This window comes from Escherichia sp. KTE114, from assembly GCF_000407765.1.
GTDB lineage: Bacteria > Pseudomonadota > Gammaproteobacteria > Enterobacterales > Enterobacteriaceae > Escherichia > Escherichia ruysiae.
Window position 1 is genome coordinate 260,273 of sequence record NZ_KE136626.1, and the last position, 16,627, is coordinate 276,899.

The 16,627-nt window shown below is 52.6% G+C and carries 18 protein-coding genes, 1 other RNA gene and 1 pseudogene; 6 read left to right on the forward strand and 14 right to left on the reverse strand.

The genetic code is table 11. The annotated features are described in order from the left end of the window. Nucleotides 1-4: 4 nt before the first annotated feature. The 3 genes from WC5_RS19200 to WC5_RS25185 are packed head-to-tail and all read right to left on the reverse strand — an operon-like array spanning nucleotide 5 to nucleotide 879. Nucleotides 5-412 (reverse strand): protein YgfX, encoded by a 408-nt coding sequence (locus tag WC5_RS19200; protein ID WP_000244787.1) that lies wholly within the window; start codon nucleotides 410-412, stop codon nucleotides 5-7. Next, a complete protein-coding gene (gene sdhE, locus WC5_RS19195) occupies nucleotides 393-659 on the reverse strand; it encodes an FAD assembly factor SdhE (protein WP_000354046.1) in 267 nt (88 codons plus the stop codon). The genes WC5_RS19200 and sdhE overlap by 20 nt, the downstream gene beginning before the upstream one ends. Continuing rightward, the gene (locus WC5_RS25185) at nucleotides 649-879 is read right to left on the reverse strand and encodes a hypothetical protein (RefSeq protein WP_000181266.1); all 231 of its coding nucleotides are present in this window, start codon (nucleotides 877-879) and stop codon (nucleotides 649-651) included. Before WC5_RS25185 ends, sdhE begins: the two co-directional genes overlap by 11 nt. Before the next feature lie 32 nt (nucleotides 880-911). Between WC5_RS25185 and ygfZ the strand changes: the two genes are divergently transcribed. Further along, a complete protein-coding gene (gene ygfZ / locus WC5_RS19190; RefSeq protein ID WP_000886068.1) occupies nucleotides 912-1,892 on the forward strand; it encodes a tRNA-modifying protein YgfZ in 981 nt (326 codons plus the stop codon). A 195-nt stretch (nucleotides 1,893-2,087) separates the two neighbouring features. Here the strand turns inward: ygfZ and trhA are convergent, their stop codons facing one another. Both trhA and yqfB read right to left on the reverse strand, forming a co-directional pair. Next, nucleotides 2,088-2,747: a PAQR family membrane homeostasis protein TrhA gene (gene trhA, locus WC5_RS19185; protein ID WP_000250265.1), complete on the reverse strand. Its 660-nt coding sequence runs from the start codon at nucleotides 2,745-2,747 to the stop codon at nucleotides 2,088-2,090. Nucleotides 2,748-2,910: 163 nt separating this feature from the next. Beyond that, complete coding sequence (yqfB, locus tag WC5_RS19180) at nucleotides 2,911-3,222, reverse strand: N(4)-acetylcytidine aminohydrolase (protein ID WP_016231417.1); 312 nt, start codon at nucleotides 3,220-3,222, stop codon at nucleotides 2,911-2,913. Nucleotides 3,223-3,266: 44 nt separating this feature from the next. On the opposite strand from yqfB, the gene bglA reads away from it, so the two are divergent. Then, nucleotides 3,267-4,700 carry a 6-phospho-beta-glucosidase BglA gene (gene bglA / locus WC5_RS19175; protein WP_016231418.1) on the forward strand — a complete coding sequence of 478 codons (1,434 nt, stop codon included), beginning with the start codon at nucleotides 3,267-3,269 and terminating at the stop codon, nucleotides 4,698-4,700. Nucleotides 4,701-4,761: 61 nt separating this feature from the next. On the opposite strand, the gene WC5_RS19170 is transcribed toward bglA, so the two are convergent. The 4 genes from WC5_RS19170 to gcvT form a co-directional block, all read right to left on the reverse strand. Beyond that, nucleotides 4,762-5,505, reverse strand: a complete 744-nt coding sequence (locus WC5_RS19170) for an SDR family oxidoreductase (RefSeq protein ID WP_000951952.1) — start codon at nucleotides 5,503-5,505, stop codon at nucleotides 4,762-4,764. 167 nt (nucleotides 5,506-5,672) lie between these two features. Next, nucleotides 5,673-8,546 (reverse strand): aminomethyl-transferring glycine dehydrogenase, encoded by a 2,874-nt coding sequence (gene gcvP / locus WC5_RS19165; protein WP_000195000.1) that lies wholly within the window; start codon nucleotides 8,544-8,546, stop codon nucleotides 5,673-5,675. Nucleotides 8,547-8,663: 117 nt separating this feature from the next. Next, a complete protein-coding gene (gene gcvH, locus WC5_RS19160; RefSeq protein ID WP_001295377.1) occupies nucleotides 8,664-9,053 on the reverse strand; it encodes a glycine cleavage system protein GcvH in 390 nt (129 codons plus the stop codon). 23 nt (nucleotides 9,054-9,076) lie between these two features. Next, entirely contained in the window at nucleotides 9,077-10,171 is a 1,095-nt protein-coding gene (gene gcvT, locus WC5_RS19155; protein WP_000068706.1) for a glycine cleavage system aminomethyltransferase GcvT, read from the reverse strand. 313 nt (nucleotides 10,172-10,484) lie between these two features. Here gcvT and WC5_RS26100 point away from each other — a divergent pair. Next, nucleotides 10,485-10,544, forward strand: a pseudogene (locus WC5_RS26100) (hypothetical protein); the annotation flags it as partial. A 73-nt stretch (nucleotides 10,545-10,617) separates the two neighbouring features. Here WC5_RS26100 and ubiI read toward each other — a convergent pair. From ubiI to ygfB, 4 genes are read right to left on the reverse strand one after another with little or no spacing between them, the layout of a single operon-like run. Further along, nucleotides 10,618-11,820: an FAD-dependent 2-octaprenylphenol hydroxylase gene (gene ubiI / locus WC5_RS19150; protein ID WP_001192203.1), complete on the reverse strand. Its 1,203-nt coding sequence runs from the start codon at nucleotides 11,818-11,820 to the stop codon at nucleotides 10,618-10,620. A 22-nt stretch (nucleotides 11,821-11,842) separates the two neighbouring features. Beyond that, on the reverse strand, nucleotides 11,843-13,021 hold the full coding sequence (gene ubiH / locus WC5_RS19145) for a 2-octaprenyl-6-methoxyphenyl hydroxylase (protein ID WP_000111178.1): 1,179 nt from the start codon (nucleotides 13,019-13,021) through the stop codon (nucleotides 11,843-11,845). Beyond that, the gene (gene pepP / locus WC5_RS19140; RefSeq protein WP_001280372.1) at nucleotides 13,018-14,343 is read right to left on the reverse strand and encodes a Xaa-Pro aminopeptidase; all 1,326 of its coding nucleotides are present in this window, start codon (nucleotides 14,341-14,343) and stop codon (nucleotides 13,018-13,020) included. Before pepP ends, ubiH begins: the two co-directional genes overlap by 4 nt. Before the next feature lie 25 nt (nucleotides 14,344-14,368). After that, a complete protein-coding gene (ygfB, locus tag WC5_RS19135) occupies nucleotides 14,369-14,947 on the reverse strand; it encodes a UPF0149 family protein YgfB (RefSeq protein ID WP_001295378.1) in 579 nt (192 codons plus the stop codon). A 166-nt stretch (nucleotides 14,948-15,113) separates the two neighbouring features. Here ygfB and zapA point away from each other — a divergent pair, with 166 nt between their 5' ends. From zapA to WC5_RS19125, 3 genes are all read left to right on the forward strand, one after another. Further along, nucleotides 15,114-15,443, forward strand: coding sequence for a cell division protein ZapA (zapA, locus tag WC5_RS19130; protein ID WP_001276008.1), 330 nt, complete (start codon nucleotides 15,114-15,116; stop codon nucleotides 15,441-15,443). Between the two features lie 41 nt (nucleotides 15,444-15,484). After that, nucleotides 15,485-15,668: non-coding RNA, 6S RNA (gene ssrS, locus WC5_RS23410), on the forward strand. 20 nt (nucleotides 15,669-15,688) lie between these two features. After that, a complete protein-coding gene (locus tag WC5_RS19125; RefSeq protein ID WP_016231419.1) occupies nucleotides 15,689-16,291 on the forward strand; it encodes a 5-formyltetrahydrofolate cyclo-ligase in 603 nt (200 codons plus the stop codon). A 100-nt stretch (nucleotides 16,292-16,391) separates the two neighbouring features. On the opposite strand, the gene ibsC is transcribed toward WC5_RS19125, so the two are convergent. Continuing rightward, on the reverse strand, nucleotides 16,392-16,451 hold the full coding sequence (gene ibsC, locus WC5_RS23415; RefSeq protein ID WP_071525914.1) for a type I toxin-antitoxin system toxin IbsC: 60 nt from the start codon (nucleotides 16,449-16,451) through the stop codon (nucleotides 16,392-16,394). Nucleotides 16,452-16,627 lie beyond the last annotated feature (176 nt).

Here is a 16,627-nt window from a genome sequence, read left to right on the forward strand (position 1 = left end):
GCCATTATTTTTGCGTCTCCTGCTGTAACAAAATCCGCCGCAAATCTCGCCATTCGGCTTCATCCATGCTGTCTGCTGCCAGCCACAGATGCTGACGTTTGCCGCTATCAGAACGTAAACGCAACATCATGCCGCTTTTAATCATCCACGGCGCTTTAACGATGCTCCACTCCTGCCCCTGCCAGCGCAAACGCCCATCCATCAGCAGACGAATCTCGCCCTGACGAGCATTAATACGCCGCTGGCTGCGAACGCAATCAAACACCACTAGCGAAAGCAACACCAACCATAACGGGGTGTAACTAAGCGGCCAGGGCATGAGTAAAATAACAGCGGCAACCAGCCCATGAATCAGCAAGGAAAGCCACTGCGCGCGCCAGGAGACGCGCAGTTCAGATTGCCACAGGACCACGTTCCCGGTTCCGTGTCTGGATGAGTCGGACCATCATTTCCAGTTCTGCATCGGCCGGTTTACCGTGATTCATCAGCCAGTTGAACAGATCAGGATCGTCACATTCCAGCAGACGAATAAAGATGCGTTTTTCGTCATCGCTTAAGCTGTCGTACTCATGTTCGAAAAACGGCATGATCGAAATATCAAGTTCGCGCATACCACGGCGGCATGCCCAATGAATGCGGGCTTTGTTATTAATGTCCATCTTCTTCCTGTCTCACGAAAATCCAGTACCTGGCTATTGTAACGTGTTTTTCGACTTCTTTTGCGGGAATATCGGTAAACACAATCACGATCGCGAAATTAATCCACAACAATTCAATGGCTTCATTTTTTTGGAAGTCACCTCGCAAAGCCTGGCTGAAGGCACAGATCGCGTAGTGAAAGCACTTGCAATGCCCCATAGCTCTTTTACCATTAGTCATTAATTACGCCGTTTGTAAAACAGGACTCCATTATGGCTTTTACACCTTTTCCTCCCCGTCAGCCTACGGCTTCTGCCCGTTTACCGTTGACGCTGATGACGCTTGATGACTGGGCGCTGGCCACCATTACTGGCGCGGACAGCGAAAAATATATGCAGGGTCAGGTGACAGCAGATGTCAGCCAGATGACAGAAGATCAGCACCTGCTCGCCGCACATTGCGATGCTAAAGGTAAAATGTGGAGCAATTTGCGTCTGTTCCACGATGGCGACGGTTTCGCATGGATTGAACGGCGCAGCGTGCGCGAGTCGCAGCTTACTGAACTGAAAAAATATGCGGTATTTTCTAAAGTGACCATCGCGCCAGACGACGAGCGTGTGCTGCTTGGTGTTGCCGGTTTTCAGGCGCGCGCCGCGCTGGCCAATCTCTTTAGTGAACTGCCTTCGAAAGAAAAACAGGTAGTCAAAGAAGGCGCGACTACTCTGCTTTGGTTTGAACATCCGGCAGAACGTTTCCTGATCGTAACCGATGAAGCTACTGCCAATATGCTGACCGATAAACTGCGCGGTGAAGCGGAACTGAACAATAGCCAACAGTGGCTGGCATTAAACATTGAAGCGGGTTTCCCGGTGATTGATGCCGCCAACAGCGGGCAGTTTATCCCCCAGGCGACCAACCTCCAGGCGCTGGGCGGCATTAGCTTTAAAAAAGGCTGCTATACCGGACAAGAGATGGTGGCGCGAGCTAAATTCCGTGGTGCCAACAAACGCGCGCTCTGGTTGCTGGCAGGTAGCGCCAGCCGACTGCCGGAAGCAGGTGAAGACATCGAGCTGAAAATGGGCGAAAACTGGCGTCGTACCGGAACCGTGCTGGCGGCGGTCAAACTGGAAGATGGGCAGGTCGTGGTTCAGGTAGTCATGAATAACGACATGGAACCGGACAGCGTTTTCCGCGTTCGTGACGATGCGAATACATTGCATATCGAGCCGCTGCCGTATTCGCTGGAAGAGTAAATTTCTGTATCGCTTCGGGCATCTATTGCCTGATGCGACGCTGACGCGTCTTATCAGGCCTGGGATTTGGTGCCTTTATCACAACAGGGACGCAGCCCGTAGGCCGGATAAGGCGCTCGCGCCGCATCCGGCAGTTGCGCTCTGATGCCTGATGCGACGCTGGTGTATCTTTTCATTCCTACAAAGGCATACCAATTACGCCTGCCCAATATACAAATAAATCGCCAGGAAATGGCACACGCTGCCGCCGAGCACAAAGCCGTGCCAGATGGCGTGGTTGTAGGGAATGCGTTTGCAGACGTAGAAAATTACCCCGAGCGAGTAAACTACACCGCCTACGGCCAGTAAGGTAACGCTGCCCGCCGCGAGCTTAACTGCCATTTCATAAATCACCACCAACGACAGCCAGCCCATAGCCAGATAAGTCACCAGAGATAAGATTTTAAATCGGTGCGCGATGGTCAGTTTGAACAGAATCCCCAGCAATGCCAGGCTCCAGATAACAACCATCAACCCGCGCGCTAACGGAGAATCCAGCCCCACCAGCAAAAACGGCGTGTAGGTTCCGGCAATCAACAGATAAATGGCGCAGTGGTCAAATTTCTTCAGCCACATTTTTGCCCGTTGATGAGGAATGGCGTGATAAAGCGTCGAAGCGAGGAACAGCAGGATCATACTGCCACCATAGAGGCTATAACTGGTTATCGCCGTGGCGCTGGCATTGAGAGCCACCGCCTGAACCAGTAGCAATACCAACCCGACGATACCAAACACCAGTCCAATACCGTGACTGACGCTGTTGGCAATTTCCTCTGCCAGCGAATATCCCTGCTTAATGAGAGGCTTCTGAACCATAACTTACTCCGGAGAAACGTACACGCACGTGTATACCTCTCCAGCGTAACTGAGAATAGTTCCAGTGAACACCTGTTAGCTAAAATAAATTCTGATTTGAGACTAATCTCCGAAAAATCATGAAATTAAATGCGAAATTTCAACTAACAGGCGTGAGTTCAATTTAAAGACATTTAAATTCAATTAAATAAAACTGTGTCTGACCGGGATAGATATCGGCAATGACCTTTTTCAATTCAGCCTGGGTCATATTTTCCTGTTGCGCGTGTTTTTCTGTGAGAGTATCCAGCGTCACCGTTGAGGTTGCAGTGACTTCAATGGTGCAAAAATAGCCGTCATCCTCAAAGCGCCCGACACGAAGCACATCGCCAGCTTTAAAGTGCGATTCAGACTCGTCACGGATAGTGATGGTTTTACGCCCAGCCAGAATGTCATCCTGGAATCGTTGAAAAAAAGTGATGTTGTTTGGCTGCATGGTACTATTTCCTGTAAGAATTGACTCATCTGGAGCCTATGATAGTGAAAAAACTCACCTTACCGAAAGATTTCTTATGGGGCGGCGCAGTTGCCGCTCATCAGGTCGAAGGCGGCTGGAACAAAGGCGGCAAAGGGCCGAGTATTTGTGACGTACTGACCGGCGGCGCACACGGCGTGCCGCGCGAAATCACCAAAGAAGTCTTGCCGGGCAAATACTATCCGAACCATGAAGCGGTAGATTTTTACGGTCACTACAAGGAAGACATCAAGCTATTTGCTGAAATGGGCTTCAAATGTTTTCGTACTTCCATCGCCTGGACGCGCATATTTCCGAAAGGCGATGAAGCTCAGCCAAACGAAGAAGGGCTGAAGTTTTACGACGATATGTTCGATGAACTGCTGAAATACAACATCGAACCGGTGATCACCCTCTCCCACTTTGAAATGCCGCTGCATCTGGTGCAGCAATACGGTAGCTGGACCAACCGTAAAGTGGTTGATTTCTTTGTCCGTTTCGCGGAAGTGGTATTTGAACGCTATAAGCACAAAGTCAAATACTGGATGACCTTCAACGAAATTAACAACCAGCGTAACTGGCGCGCGCCGCTGTTCGGTTACTGCTGCTCCGGCGTGGTTTATACCGAGCATGAAAATCCTGAAGAGACCATGTACCAGGTGCTGCATCACCAGTTTGTCGCCAGCGCCCTGGCGGTGAAAGCCGCGCGTCGCATTAACCCGGAGATGAAAGTCGGCTGTATGCTGGCGATGGTGCCGCTCTATCCCTACTCCTGTAACCCGGACGATGTGATGTTTGCCCAGGAGTCGATGCGCGAACGTTACGTCTTTACCGATGTCCAGCTACGCGGCTATTACCCTTCTTATGTGCTGAACGAGTGGGAACGTCGCAGATTTAACATCAAAATGGAAGACGGCGATCTGGATGTGCTGCGCGAAGGCACCTGCGCTTATCTTGGCTTCAGCTATTACATGACCAACGCGGTGAAGGCCGAAGGCGGCACCGGCGATGCGATTTCTGGTTTCGAAGGCAGCGTACCGAACCCGTATGTTAAAGCGTCTGACTGGGGCTGGCAGATTGATCCGGTGGGTCTGCGTTATGCGCTTTGCGAACTGTATGAGCGTTACCAGAAGCCGCTGTTTATTGTCGAAAACGGTTTTGGCGCTTACGACAAAGTGGAAGAAGATGGCAGCATCAACGACGACTACCGCATTGACTATCTGCGCGCCCATATTGAAGAGATGAAAAAAGCGGTAACTTACGATGGTGTGGATCTGATGGGCTACACGCCGTGGGGCTGCATCGACTGTGTATCGTTTACCACCGGGCAGTACAGCAAACGCTACGGCTTTATCTATGTGAATAAGCACGACGACGGTACTGGTGATATGTCGCGTTCACGTAAGAAGAGTTTCAACTGGTACAAAGAGGTGATTGCCAGCAACGGCGAGAAGCTTTGATTAGATGACATGACGGATGCGACGCCGATTGCGTTGCATCCGCCCAGACCACTTTCTCATCTTATTTTCCACCCGCCAAATCGATAAAACTTCCCGTGACATAAGAGGCTTTATCGCTTAACAGCCAGACAATGGCCTGCGCGACCTCTTCCGCCTGTCCGCCGCGCTGCATGGGGATGTTCGACTTAACGCGATCGACGCGTCCAGGTTCGCCACCACTGGCGTGCATTTCGGTATAAATAAACCCTGGTCGCACGCCGTTAACGCGGATCCCCTGCGCGGCGACTTCCAGCGATAGTCCGGTGGTTAACGTATCAATCGCCCCTTTCGATGCCGCATAATCAACATATTCCCCCGGAGATCCCAGCCGTGAGGCTACCGAAGAAACATTGACGATAGCGCCGCCGCTACCGCCGTTTTTAAGCGCCATGCGTTTTACCGCCTCGCGGCAGCAGAGAAAATATCCCGTCACATTGGTGGAAAGCACCCGGTTGATTCGCTCTGCGGTAAGGTTTTCTACAGTGCACTGGGTAAACAAGATCCCGGCGTTATTGACCAGCGCAGCTAGCGGTTCATCGTGCTGGTCGATTGCTGTAAACATCGCGACAACCTGGTTTTCGTCGCTAATATCCGCAAGGAGCACAAATGCCTTGCCACCCGCTTTAGTTATTAAGTTCACCACTTCCTGCGCCGCGTGAAGGTTTTGCTGATAATTAACCGCCACCGTATACCCTTCTTTTGCCAACAGCAGCGCAGTTGCCCGCCCGATGCCGCGACTGCCACCAGTCACAAGTGCTATAGCCATTTTTTCCTCATAAATTAAGGCTGATGACAAAGTCAAAAGAGCGCACGATCAATCCCCTCGCCCCTTCAGGGAGAGGGAGGAAAACCGTGCCAATATTTACGTTTGAGCAAATTATCAGCAAGTAAAAAGGCGCCGAAGCGCCTTTAGAAGATAGTCGAATCAATAAATTACTGGTATTCGCTAATCGGTACGCAGGAGCAGAACAGGTTACGGTCGCCGTACACATCATCCAGACGTTTCACCGTCGGCCAGTATTTGTCTGCCACGCCTGCCGGGAATACCGCAACTTCGCGGCTGTACGAATGCACCCACTCGGCGACCAGTTCGTTCTGAATGTGCGGCGCGTTCACCAGCGGGTTATCTTCCAGCGGCCAGACACCGGCTTTCACCTGGTCGATTTCTGCGCGGATAGCCAGCATCGCGTCGATAAAGCGATCCAGCTCTACTTTGCTTTCAGATTCAGTCGGTTCAACCATCAGCGTACCCGCCACCGGGAACGACATGGTCGGCGCGTGGAAACCGTAGTCGATCAGACGCTTGGCAATATCCAGCTCGCTGATGCCGGTTTCTTCTTTCAACGGACGAATATCGAGAATACATTCGTGCGCCACGCGACCGTCGCGACCGGTATACAGCACCGGGAAGGCATCCTGCAGGCGGCTGGCAATATAGTTGGCGTTAAGAATTGCCACCTGACTTGCTTTTTTCAGCCCTTCTGCGCCCATCATGCGGATGTACATCCAGCTGATTGGCAGGATGGATGCGCTACCGAACGGTGCCGCAGAAACCGCGCCCTGACGGGTTAACATGCCTTCGATTTGCACCACGCTATGACCCGGCACAAACGGCGCCAGATGCGCTTTCACGCCGATCGGTCCCATACCTGGACCGCCACCGCCGTGCGGAATGCAGAAAGTTTTATGCAGGTTAAGGTGCGAAACGTCCGCGCCAATAAAGCCCGGCGAGGTGATGCCAACCTGGGCGTTCATGTTCGCACCATCAAGATAAACCTGACCGCCGAACTGATGCACGATTTCACACACTTCACGGATCGTTTCTTCATACACGCCGTGGGTGGAAGGATAGGTCACCATGATGCAGGAGAGGTTATCGCCCGCCTGTTCCGCTTTCGCGCGCAGATCAGTCAAATCGATATTGCCGTTTTTATCACACGCCACAACCACCACTTGCATCCCCGCCATATGCGCGGAAGCGGGGTTAGTGCCGTGAGCAGAAGCCGGGATCAGGCAGATATCGCGATGCCCTTCGTTGCGGCTTTCGTGATAATGACGAATCGCCAGCAGCCCCGCATATTCGCCCTGAGCGCCAGAGTTCGGCTGCATACAAACGGCGTCGTAACCGGTCAGTTTCACCAGCCAGTCAGCCAGTTGCGCGATCATCTGCTGATAACCTTCGGCCTGTTCCGGCGGGCAGAACGGGTGCAGTTCAGCAAATTCCGGCCAGGTGATTGGGATCATCTCAGCGGCGGCGTTCAGTTTCATGGTGCAGGAACCCAGCGGGATCATCGCCTGATTCAGCGCCAGATCTTTACGCTCCAGCGAGTGCATATAGCGCATCATTTCGGTTTCGCTGTGGTAGCGATTAAACACCGGATGGGTGAGGATTTCGTCGTCGCGCAGCATCGCAGGCTGAATAGAACGGCTGTCGTGAGCCACGTCTTTGTCCAGCGTGTCGATGTCCAGCCCGTGATTATCGCCCAGCAGTACGCTGAAAAGCTGCATCACGTTTTCGCGCGTGGTGGTTTCATCAAGGGTTATCCCCACGGCGTTCAGAATATCGCTACGCAGGTTTATTTCAGCCGCTTCGGCACGTGCCAGTACGCCCGCTTTGTCAGCCACTTCCACACACAAGGTGTCGAAATAGTGCGCATGGCGCAGTTTCAGACCTTTTTGTTGCAGCCCCGTTGCCAGAATATCTGTCAGACGGTGGATGCGGTTAGCGATACGTTTCAGGCCAACCGGACCGTGATAAACGGCATACAGGCTAGCGATGTTTGCCAGCAGAACCTGGGAAGTACAAATGTTCGAGTTCGCTTTCTCGCGGCGAATATGTTGCTCGCGAGTCTGCATTGCCATGCGTAACGCAGTATTACCTGCCGCATCTTTCGATACGCCGATAATGCGCCCCGGCATGGAGCGTTTGTATTCATCTTTCGCCGCAAAGAATGCCGCGTGCGGGCCACCGTAACCCATCGGCACGCCGAAGCGTTGCGCCGAACCAAAGACAATATCCGCGCCCTGTTTACCCGGCGCAGTTAACAGCACCAGCGCCATAATATCGGCGGCAACGCTGACCACAATTTTGCGTGATTTCAGTTCGCTAATAAGCGCAGTGTAGTCGTGAATTTCACCGGTAGTGCCGACCTGCTGTAACAGCACACCGAAGACGTCCTGATGGTCGAGCACTTTTTGCGCGTCATCGACAATCACGTCAAAACCAAAGGTAGCTGCGCGGGTACGTACTACATCTAAGGTTTGCGGATGCACGTCAGAAGCAACAAAGAAGCGGTTGGCATTTTTCAGTTTGCTGACGCGTTTCGCCATCGCCATTGCTTCGGCGGCAGCGGTGGCTTCGTCAAGAAGAGAAGCAGAGGCCATATCCAGCCCGGTCAAATCCAGCGTTACCTGCTGGAAGTTGAGCAGTGCTTCAAGGCGGCCCTGGGAGACTTCAGGTTGATACGGAGTATACGCGGTATACCAGCCCGGATTTTCCAGCATGTTACGCAGGATAACCGGCGGTAGCTGCACGGCGGTGTAACCCATGCCGATGTAAGACGTGAAGCGTTTATTGCGACTGGCAATAGCCTTGAGTTCTGCCAGTGCGGCGTATTCGGTCGCCGGTGCGCCAACCTGCGGCGGGGTCGCAAGCTGAATATCTTTCGGCACAATCTGGCCGGTCAGCGCGTTTAACGATTGTGCACCAACGGCATTCAGCATTTCTTGCTGTTGCGCGGCGTCCGGTCCGATATGGCGTTCAATAAAAGCGCCGCTGTTTTCAAGCTGGCTTAACGTCTGTGTCATGAGCGATGGTTCCTGAAACGTGCAGTGAATTGTGAACCTCTCTCCTTGCGAAGAGAGTGAGGGTGAGGCGTAAATTTCCTCACCCTGATCCTCTCCCGCAGAAGAGGAATAAAGCCGTTACTCGTCTTCTAACAATGCTTCGTATGCGGTCGCATCCAGCAGTGATTCCAGTTCGCTTTCATCGCTGGCTTTGATTTTAAAGATCCAACCGCCTGCATACGGTTCGCTGTTTACCAGTTCCGGGGAATCGCTCAGTGCGTCGTTCACCGCCACGATTTCACCGCTTACTGGCGCATAAATGTCTGACGCCGCTTTTACCGATTCGGCAACCGCGCAGTCATCGCCCGCGCTAACCGTCGCGCCCACTTCCGGCAGGTCAACAAACACCATATCGCCTAACAGCTCCTGGGCATGTTCGGTAATACCAACGGTGTAAGTGCCGTCGGCTTCTTTACGCAGCCATTCGTGTTCTTTGCTGTATTTCAGTTCTGCTGGTACGTTGCTCATCAATCAATCTCCAAAAAAGTAAATCACGCGACGGCTTTGCCGTTACGCACAAAAACAGGTTTCGTCACTTTAACCGGCATTTCACGGTTGCGAATTTGCACAATCGCTGTTTCACCAATACCTTCCGGCACGCGCGCCAGCGCAATGCTGTAACCCAGCGTCGGGGAGAAAGTCCCGCTGGTGATAATGCCTTCATGCTGGTTGCCCTGCGCATCGGTAAAACGTACCGGCAGTTCATTACGCAGCACGCCTTTTTCGGTCATCACCAGACCAACCAGTTTTTCTGTGCCATGTTCACGCTGCGCTTCCAGAGCTTCACGACCAATAAAGTCACGATCTGCCGGTTCCCAGGCGATAGTCCAGCCCATATTGGCGGCTAAAGGAGAGATGGTTTCGTCCATCTCCTGACTATAAAGATTCATACCCGCTTCCAGACGCAGCGTGTCACGCGCGCCCAGGCCGCATGGCTTAACGCCCGCTTCCACCAGCGCGCGCCAGAAATCTGCCGCTTTTTCATTGGGCAGCGCAATTTCGTAGCCCGCTTCACCGGTATAACCAGTGGTGGCAATAAACAGATCGCCCGCCTGCACGCCAAAGAACGGTTTCATCCCTTCCACCGCCTGACGCTGGGCGTCATTAAACAGTGTGGCAGCTTTTGCCTGCGCATTCGGCCCTTGCACGGCAATCATGGAAAGGTCATCACGAACGGTAATTTCGATGCCGAAAGGTTCAGCATGTTGGGTAATCCAGGAGAGGTCTTTTTCGCGGGTGGCGGAGTTAACAACGAGGCGGAAGAAATCTTCAGTAAAGTAGTAGACGATGAGATCATCTATCACACCGCCAGAGGCATTCAACATCCCCGAGTAAAGGGCTTTGCCGCTTTTGGTGAGCTTCGCCACATCGTTCGCCAGCAGATAACGCAGAAACTCCCGGGTGCGGCTGCCGCGAAGATCGACGATGGTCATATGCGACACATCAAACATTCCGGCATCGGTACGTACCGCATGATGTTCGTCGATTTGCGAACCGTAATGCAGCGGCATCATCCAGCCGTGGAAGTCCACCATGCGAGCGCCGCAAAGCGTGTGTTGTTCGTACAAAGGAGTCTGTTGTGCCATCTTGTCCTCATTGAATAAGCGGGGCTGACAACTTTTCATGGCAAAATTATCACCACGAAACCCAGCATCGGAGCCACTCCCGGTCCCCAACGCAATCGTTCTCTTTTCCCTGAACTTACCACCGAAACAGACTGTTAACCATAAGGTAAAATTGATCATCACATTAGCTTATGGTTAAAAAATACAAAAATCTCAACAGAATAAAAAACCAAAAATTTATTTTATTTTTATATAAATATGATGCTTTCAAGAAACAGATTTGGATAAACCAATATTAAGAACTGAAAATATGTCAAAAATCACTCAATGAAAAAATCGTAACATTAGAAAATATAATGCGAAATTGATGGTGAAATTAGTTTATTTCAAATGAGGAAAATCTCCCGGCGAAAAAACCGGGAGAAGAAAGTGTGATGGGTATCAAATAAAGAGTTGAGGAGAAATTTTTAACGCAGCCATTCAGGCAAATCATTCAATCCCATTGCCTGACGGATAAGTTGTGGCTTAACGCCAGGAAGCGTGTCGGCCAGTTTCAGGCCAATATCGCGCAGCAGTTTTTTCGCCGGATTGGCTCCGGAAAACAGATCGCGAAAGCCCTGCATACCAGCCAGCATCAGCGCAGCACTGTGCTTGCGGCTACGCTCATAGCGACGCAGGTAAATATACTGCCCGATGTCTTTACCCTGACGATGCAACCGTTTCAGTTCAGCAATCAACTCTGCGGCGTCCATAAAGCCGAGATTAACGCCCTGTCCCGCCAGCGGATGAATGGTATGCGCGGCGTCGCCCACCAGCGCCAGACGGTGCGCGGCAAACTGGCGCGCATAACGCCCCGTCAGCGGGAATACCTGACGCTCGCTCTCAACCTTGCATAAGCCCAGGCGATTATCAAAAGCGATATTTAACGCGCGATTAAATTCGTCTTCACCTGCCTGCTGCATCCGCTGCGCTTCCTCTGGCGACAGTGACCAGACAATCGAGCAAAGATGCGGATCGCTAAGCGGTAAAAAGGCCAAAATACCTTCGCCATGGAAAACCTGGCGCGCCACAGCTATATGCGGTTCTTCAGTACGAATAGTCGCCACCAGCGCGTGATGCTGATAATCCCAGAAAGTCAGCGGGATATCAGCTTTGTTGCGCAACCAGGAATTAGCGCCGTCCGCGCCAATCACCAGACGCGCCGTTAACATACTGCCGTCTTTCAGCGTCAGGAAGGTTTCGTTCTCTCCCCAGGCGACCTGCTGTAATTCTGCGGGAGCCAGCAGGGTGATATCTGACGACTGCTGCGCTTTGTTCCACAGCGTGTAGTGAACTACTGAATTTTCAACAATATGCCCAAGATGGCTATAGCCCATGCTTTGATCGTCAAAAGAGATATGACCAAAACTGTCTTTGTCCCACACTTCCATGCCGTGATAGCAACTGGCTCTGCGGGAGAGGATGTCCTGCCAGACGCCAAGACGGGTAAGTAATTTTTCGCTGGCGGCATTGATAGCCGAAACGCGCAGTTGTGGTGGTGCATCCGCCGCCAGAGGTTCCGGTACGCGCTGCTCCAGTACGGCGACGCGTAAGCCACTACCCTGTAAGCCGCAGGCAACCGCCAGCCCCACCATGCCGCCGCCAACAATGGCTACATCAACACTTTGCATTGTTTATTCCTTAAAACCGCCTTCAACGCGCCACCCAACCGAGGGTGCGCTGCGCCAGCACATCGCGTGCCGGGGTGAATAATTCCATCGTCATCAGCCCGATGTTACGCCCAACAACCAGCGGCGCCCAACGGTTGGCAAAAAGATGTACAAGGCTGTCCGTGACACCGATAGTTGCTTCGCGATCGCTCTGCCGACGCTGCTGATAACGGCACAAAATGCCATAATCACCGATATCCTCTCCGCGTTCCTGCGCCTGAGTCAGGGTTTCGGCAAGGCTCATAACATCACGCATACCGAGGTTAAATCCTTGCCCGGCAATCGGGTGCAGGGTTTGCGCCGCATTGCCCACCAGCACGGTGCGATGGGTAATAGGTTTGGCGGCGCGGGTTAACGCCAGCGGATAAGCACTGCGTTTTCCGGCGTGGGTAATTTGCCCCAGCCGCCAGCCAAACGCAGCCTGGAGTTCACAGCAAAACTTCTCGTCGCTCCACGCCAGTACCTCTTCGCGCCGTTCCAGTGGATGACACCAGACCAGCGAACAACGTCCGTCAGACATCGGCAACATCGCCAACGGACCGTATTGCGTGAAACGTTCAAAAGCACGGCCTTCGTGCGCAACGGAGGTCGCAACGTTGGCAATTACCGCCAGTTGTTCGTAAGGCTCCTGCTGCCAGTCAACGCCGCAGGCGCTGGCTAATGCTGAATGGGTGCCGTCAGCGGCTACCAGCACGCGCCCCGTCAGCGTCCCGCCGCTCTCCAGCGTCACTTCAACGGTATCCTGTGTACGGGCAACGTTAGCAACGCGATCCGGGCAATGCAGCGTTACGCCTGGCGCTTTGCGCAACAGCGCAAACAGCCGTTGCCCGACATTATGCAACTCGACAACCTGCCCCAGCGCCGCCAGTTGGTAATCTTCTGCGGCGAGGGTGACGAATCCGGCATGACCGCGATCGCTGACATGCACGGTAGTGATGGCGGTTGCGCAATCAGCCAGAGATTGCCAGACGCCGATACGTGCCAGCTGCTGGCAGGTGCCCGCCGCCAGCGCAATAGCTCGTCCATCAAAGCCCGGATGTGCATGAGACTCTGGCGCGGTCGCTTCAATCAGATGTACCGGCAGCGCCCCGTGACTTAACCGGGAAATAGCCAGCGCCAGCGTCGCGCCCGCCATGCCGCCACCGACGATGATTACGCTCATTGCTTTCTCGCAGCTGCCATCAACGCTTCGATTTCTTCCGGCTTTTTCACCACGCTGGCGGTGAGGTTTTCGTTGCCAGTTTCGGTAATCACAATATCGTCTTCAATACGAATGCCGATACCGCGATATTGTTCTGGCACATCTGCATCCGGCGCAATATACAGCCCTGGCTCTACGGTTAACACCATACCAGGTTCAAGAATGCGCGAGCGATCCTGGCCATAAACGCCAACGTCATGAACATCCAGACCTAACCAGTGGCTAAGGCCATGCATAAAGAAAGGACGGTGGGCGTTTTGGGCGATCAGTTCATCGACATCACCTTTCAGGATACCGAGTTTTACCAGGCCGTTAATCATAATGCGCACCACTTCACCGGTGACTTCCTGAATGGAAGTTCCCGGACGATACAGGCGTAAGCTGGTTTCGAGAGACTCCAGCACAATGTCGTAGATTTCACGCTGAGCCTGAGTGAATTTGCCGTTGACCGGGAAGGTACGGGTAATATCGCCAGCGTAACCTTTGTATTCACAGCCCGCGTCAATCAACACCAGGTCGCCGTCGCGCAGTTCACACTCATTTTCGGTGTAGTGCAAAATGCAGCCGTTTTCACCGCTGCCAACAATGGTATTGTAGGAAGGATAACGCGCGCCGTGGCGGTTAAATTCGTGATGAATTTCGCCTTCCAGATGGTACTCGAACATCCCCGGACGGCATTTTTCCATCGCTCGGGTGTGCGCCAGGGCGGTGATTTCCCCCGCGCGGCGAAGTACGGCAATCTCTTCTGCCGATTTGAACAGGCGCATTTCATGAACAATGGGACGCCAGTCGATCATCGTTGCCGGAGCGGTGAGATTTTGCCGTGAGCCTTTACGCAGTTTTTCCAGCGCGCTGTTCACGATTTCATCAGCATAGGTATATTCGCCCTGAGCGTGGTAAACCACATCCAGACCGTTGAGCAGTTGATAAAGTTGCTGATTGATTTCGCTGAACGCCAGGGCGCGGTCAACGCCCAGTTTCTCTGGCGCGGCATCCTGACCTAAGCGACGGCCAAACCAGATCTCCGCCGTCAGGTCGCGAACGCGGTTAAACAGAACGCTATGGTTATGAGTGTCATCGCTTTTAATCAGCACCAGCACCGCTTCCGGTTCGTTAAAGCCGGTGAAGTACCAGAAGTCACTGTTTTGACGATACGGATATTCGCTGTCGGCGCTACGGGTCACTTCCGGGGCGGCAAAAATCAGCGCGGCGCTGCCGGGTTGCATTTGCTCCACCAAAGCCTGACGGCGACGCTGAAATTCTTGCGGGGATATATCACTCATAACACTCTCCTTACGTTTTTTGTTTTTAGTGTAGAGTCGGTTTTTGTACTTCTGGCGCGGTCGGTTGCGGATGAGTAAAGGTGTCGTGGCATAACAGCGCGGCAACACGGACGTACTCGATGATCTCTTCAAGCGACATTTCCAGCTCTTCCTGATCTTCGTCTTCGTCATATCCCAGTTGCGCAATGTTACGCAGATCGTCGATGGCTTCACCGGTTTCGCCAGTCACTTTATCCAGCTTCGGCTGAGTCACGCCAAGACCAAGCAGGAAGTGATTTACCCAGCCTGCCAGCGCATCAGCACGATCGAAAACGCTGACATCATCGCCATCAGGCAGATAAAGCTGAAAAAGGAAGCCGTCATCCTGCAGGGCATCGCTGGTGGCTGAGTGCATTTTGCGCAATGCCTGTGCCAGCTCATGACCGAAAGCCATGCCTTCGTTCGTCAGGTCGTGAAGCAGCGGCAGCCATGAACTGTCATCATTGCCACCGCAAATCATCCCGCTGATTAAACCGTGCATCTCAGCAGGGGTCAGACCCGTCCCTTGTTGGTTCAGATACTGGTTCATTTCGTTGTAACCAGGCATTTCGTTCTGTATAGACATAAGCATTCGTCATCAAAGGGAGGAAGATTCATGATATGCTACCACTTTGGACCCTGGTGAACCAGAAAAGGGCTTGTCTCTTCTCATCAGGGTAGCTATAGTTCGCCCCTTCGCAGACCATGGGTCTGAAGACGAAGGAAGCGCAGTCAATCAGCAGGAAGGTGGCATGTCTGCACAACCCGTCGATATCCAAATTTTTGGCCGTTCACTGCGTGTGAACTGCCCGCCTGACCAAAGGGATGCGTTGAATCAGGCCGCAGACGATCTGAATCAGCGGTTGCAAGATCTGAAAGAACGCACTAGAGTCACAAATACTGAACAGTTGGTCTTCATTGCTGCATTGAATATCAGCTATGAGTTAGCGCAAGAAAAAGCGAAGACTCGTGACTACGCGGCAAGTATGGAACAACGTATTCGGATGCTGCAACAGACCATAGAACAAGCGTTACTTGAACAAGGTCGCATCACCGAAAAAACGAACCAAAACTTTGAATGACACTTTTCGGTTTACTGTGGTAGAGTAACCGTGAAGACAAAATTTCTCTGAGATGTTCGCAAGCGGGCCAGTCCCCTGAGCCGATATTTCATACCACAAGAATGTGGCGCTCCGTGGTTGGTGAGCATGCTCGGTTCGTCCGAGAAGCCTTAAAACTGCGACGACACATTCACCTTGAACCAAGGGTTCAAGGGTTACAGCCTGCGGCGGCATCTCGGAGATTCCCTTCTTATCTGGCACCAGCCATGACGCAACTACCAGAACTCCCACAGACATTATCCCGACAAGAAATCCGTAAAATGATTCGGCAACGTCGTCGTGCGTTAACGCCGGAACAACAGAAAGAAATGGGTCAACAAGCCGCTACCCGGATGATGACTTATCCCCCGGTGGTGATGGCGCATACGGTCGCTGTATTCCTCTCTTTTGATGGCGAGCTCGACACCCAACCGCTCATAGAACAACTCTGGCGTGCCGGTAAGCGCGTGTATCTTCCAGTTTTGCATCCCTTTAGTGTCGGTAACTTACTATTCCTGAATTACCATCCGCAAAGTGAACTGATAGTGAACAGGTTAAAGATCCACGAGCCGAAACTGGACGTGCGCGATGTGCTTCCTCTTTCCCGGTTAGATGTGCTGGTCACGCCGCTGGTCGCCTTTGATGAGTACGGTCAACGCCTGGGAATGGGCGGCGGTTTTTATGATCGGACATTGCAAAACTGGCAGCACTACAAAATGCAGCCAGTAGGTTATGCGCATGATTGTCAGTTAGTAGAAAAACTGCCGGTTGAAGAGTGGGATATCCCACTGCCTGCGGTGGTTACACCGTCGAAAGTCTGGAAGTGGTGAGGGCGATACACCTGCATCGCCCTGATTGACATCGTTGATTCTTTGACCTAATTTAGTGAGTAAGGGTAAGGGAGGATTGCTCCTCCCCTGAGACTGACTGTTAATAAGCTGGGAAACTTATGAGTAACAGTACAATCAGTATGATGACAAGTCGCATCATAACCCTTCTCCTTCAAGCCCTCGCTTCGGTGAGGGCTTTACCGTTACAGCCCTGTGCTGTCCCGCCATCGTAAATCCTCTTCGAATAAAGGCAACGCATTGATCTGGCTTTGATTTATTTCTTCGAGCAGACTCGCAAAGCCGATTGCAGCACACTGCAAATGCAGTGATAAGCGC

What these genes read in the sequence shown, in the direction of transcription:
- sdhE (WP_000354046.1), bottom strand. Translation starts at nt 659, where the DNA reads ATGGACATTAATAACAAAGCCCGCATTCATTGGGCATGCCGCCGTGGT.
- WC5_RS25185 (WP_000181266.1), bottom strand. Translation starts at nt 879, where the DNA reads ATGACTAATGGTAAAAGAGCTATGGGGCATTGCAAGTGCTTTCACTAC.
- ygfZ (WP_000886068.1), top strand. Translation starts at nt 912, where the DNA reads ATGGCTTTTACACCTTTTCCTCCCCGTCAGCCTACGGCTTCTGCCCGT.
- trhA (WP_000250265.1), bottom strand. Translation starts at nt 2,747, where the DNA reads ATGGTTCAGAAGCCTCTCATTAAGCAGGGATATTCGCTGGCAGAGGAA.
- yqfB (WP_016231417.1), bottom strand. Translation starts at nt 3,222, where the DNA reads ATGCAGCCAAACAACATCACTTTTTTTCAACGATTCCAGGATGACATT.
- WC5_RS19170 (WP_000951952.1), bottom strand. Translation starts at nt 5,505, where the DNA reads ATGGCTATAGCACTTGTGACTGGTGGCAGTCGCGGCATCGGGCGGGCA.
- gcvP (WP_000195000.1), bottom strand. Translation starts at nt 8,546, where the DNA reads ATGACACAGACGTTAAGCCAGCTTGAAAACAGCGGCGCTTTTATTGAA.
- gcvH (WP_001295377.1), bottom strand. Translation starts at nt 9,053, where the DNA reads ATGAGCAACGTACCAGCAGAACTGAAATACAGCAAAGAACACGAATGG.
- gcvT (WP_000068706.1), bottom strand. Translation starts at nt 10,171, where the DNA reads ATGGCACAACAGACTCCTTTGTACGAACAACACACGCTTTGCGGCGCT.
- ubiI (WP_001192203.1), bottom strand. Translation starts at nt 11,820, where the DNA reads ATGCAAAGTGTTGATGTAGCCATTGTTGGCGGCGGCATGGTGGGGCTG.
- ubiH (WP_000111178.1), bottom strand. Translation starts at nt 13,021, where the DNA reads ATGAGCGTAATCATCGTCGGTGGCGGCATGGCGGGCGCGACGCTGGCG.
- pepP (WP_001280372.1), bottom strand. Translation starts at nt 14,343, where the DNA reads ATGAGTGATATATCCCCGCAAGAATTTCAGCGTCGCCGTCAGGCTTTG.
- ygfB (WP_001295378.1), bottom strand. Translation starts at nt 14,947, where the DNA reads ATGTCTATACAGAACGAAATGCCTGGTTACAACGAAATGAACCAGTAT.
- zapA (WP_001276008.1), top strand. Translation starts at nt 15,114, where the DNA reads ATGTCTGCACAACCCGTCGATATCCAAATTTTTGGCCGTTCACTGCGT.
- WC5_RS19125 (WP_016231419.1), top strand. Translation starts at nt 15,689, where the DNA reads ATGACGCAACTACCAGAACTCCCACAGACATTATCCCGACAAGAAATC.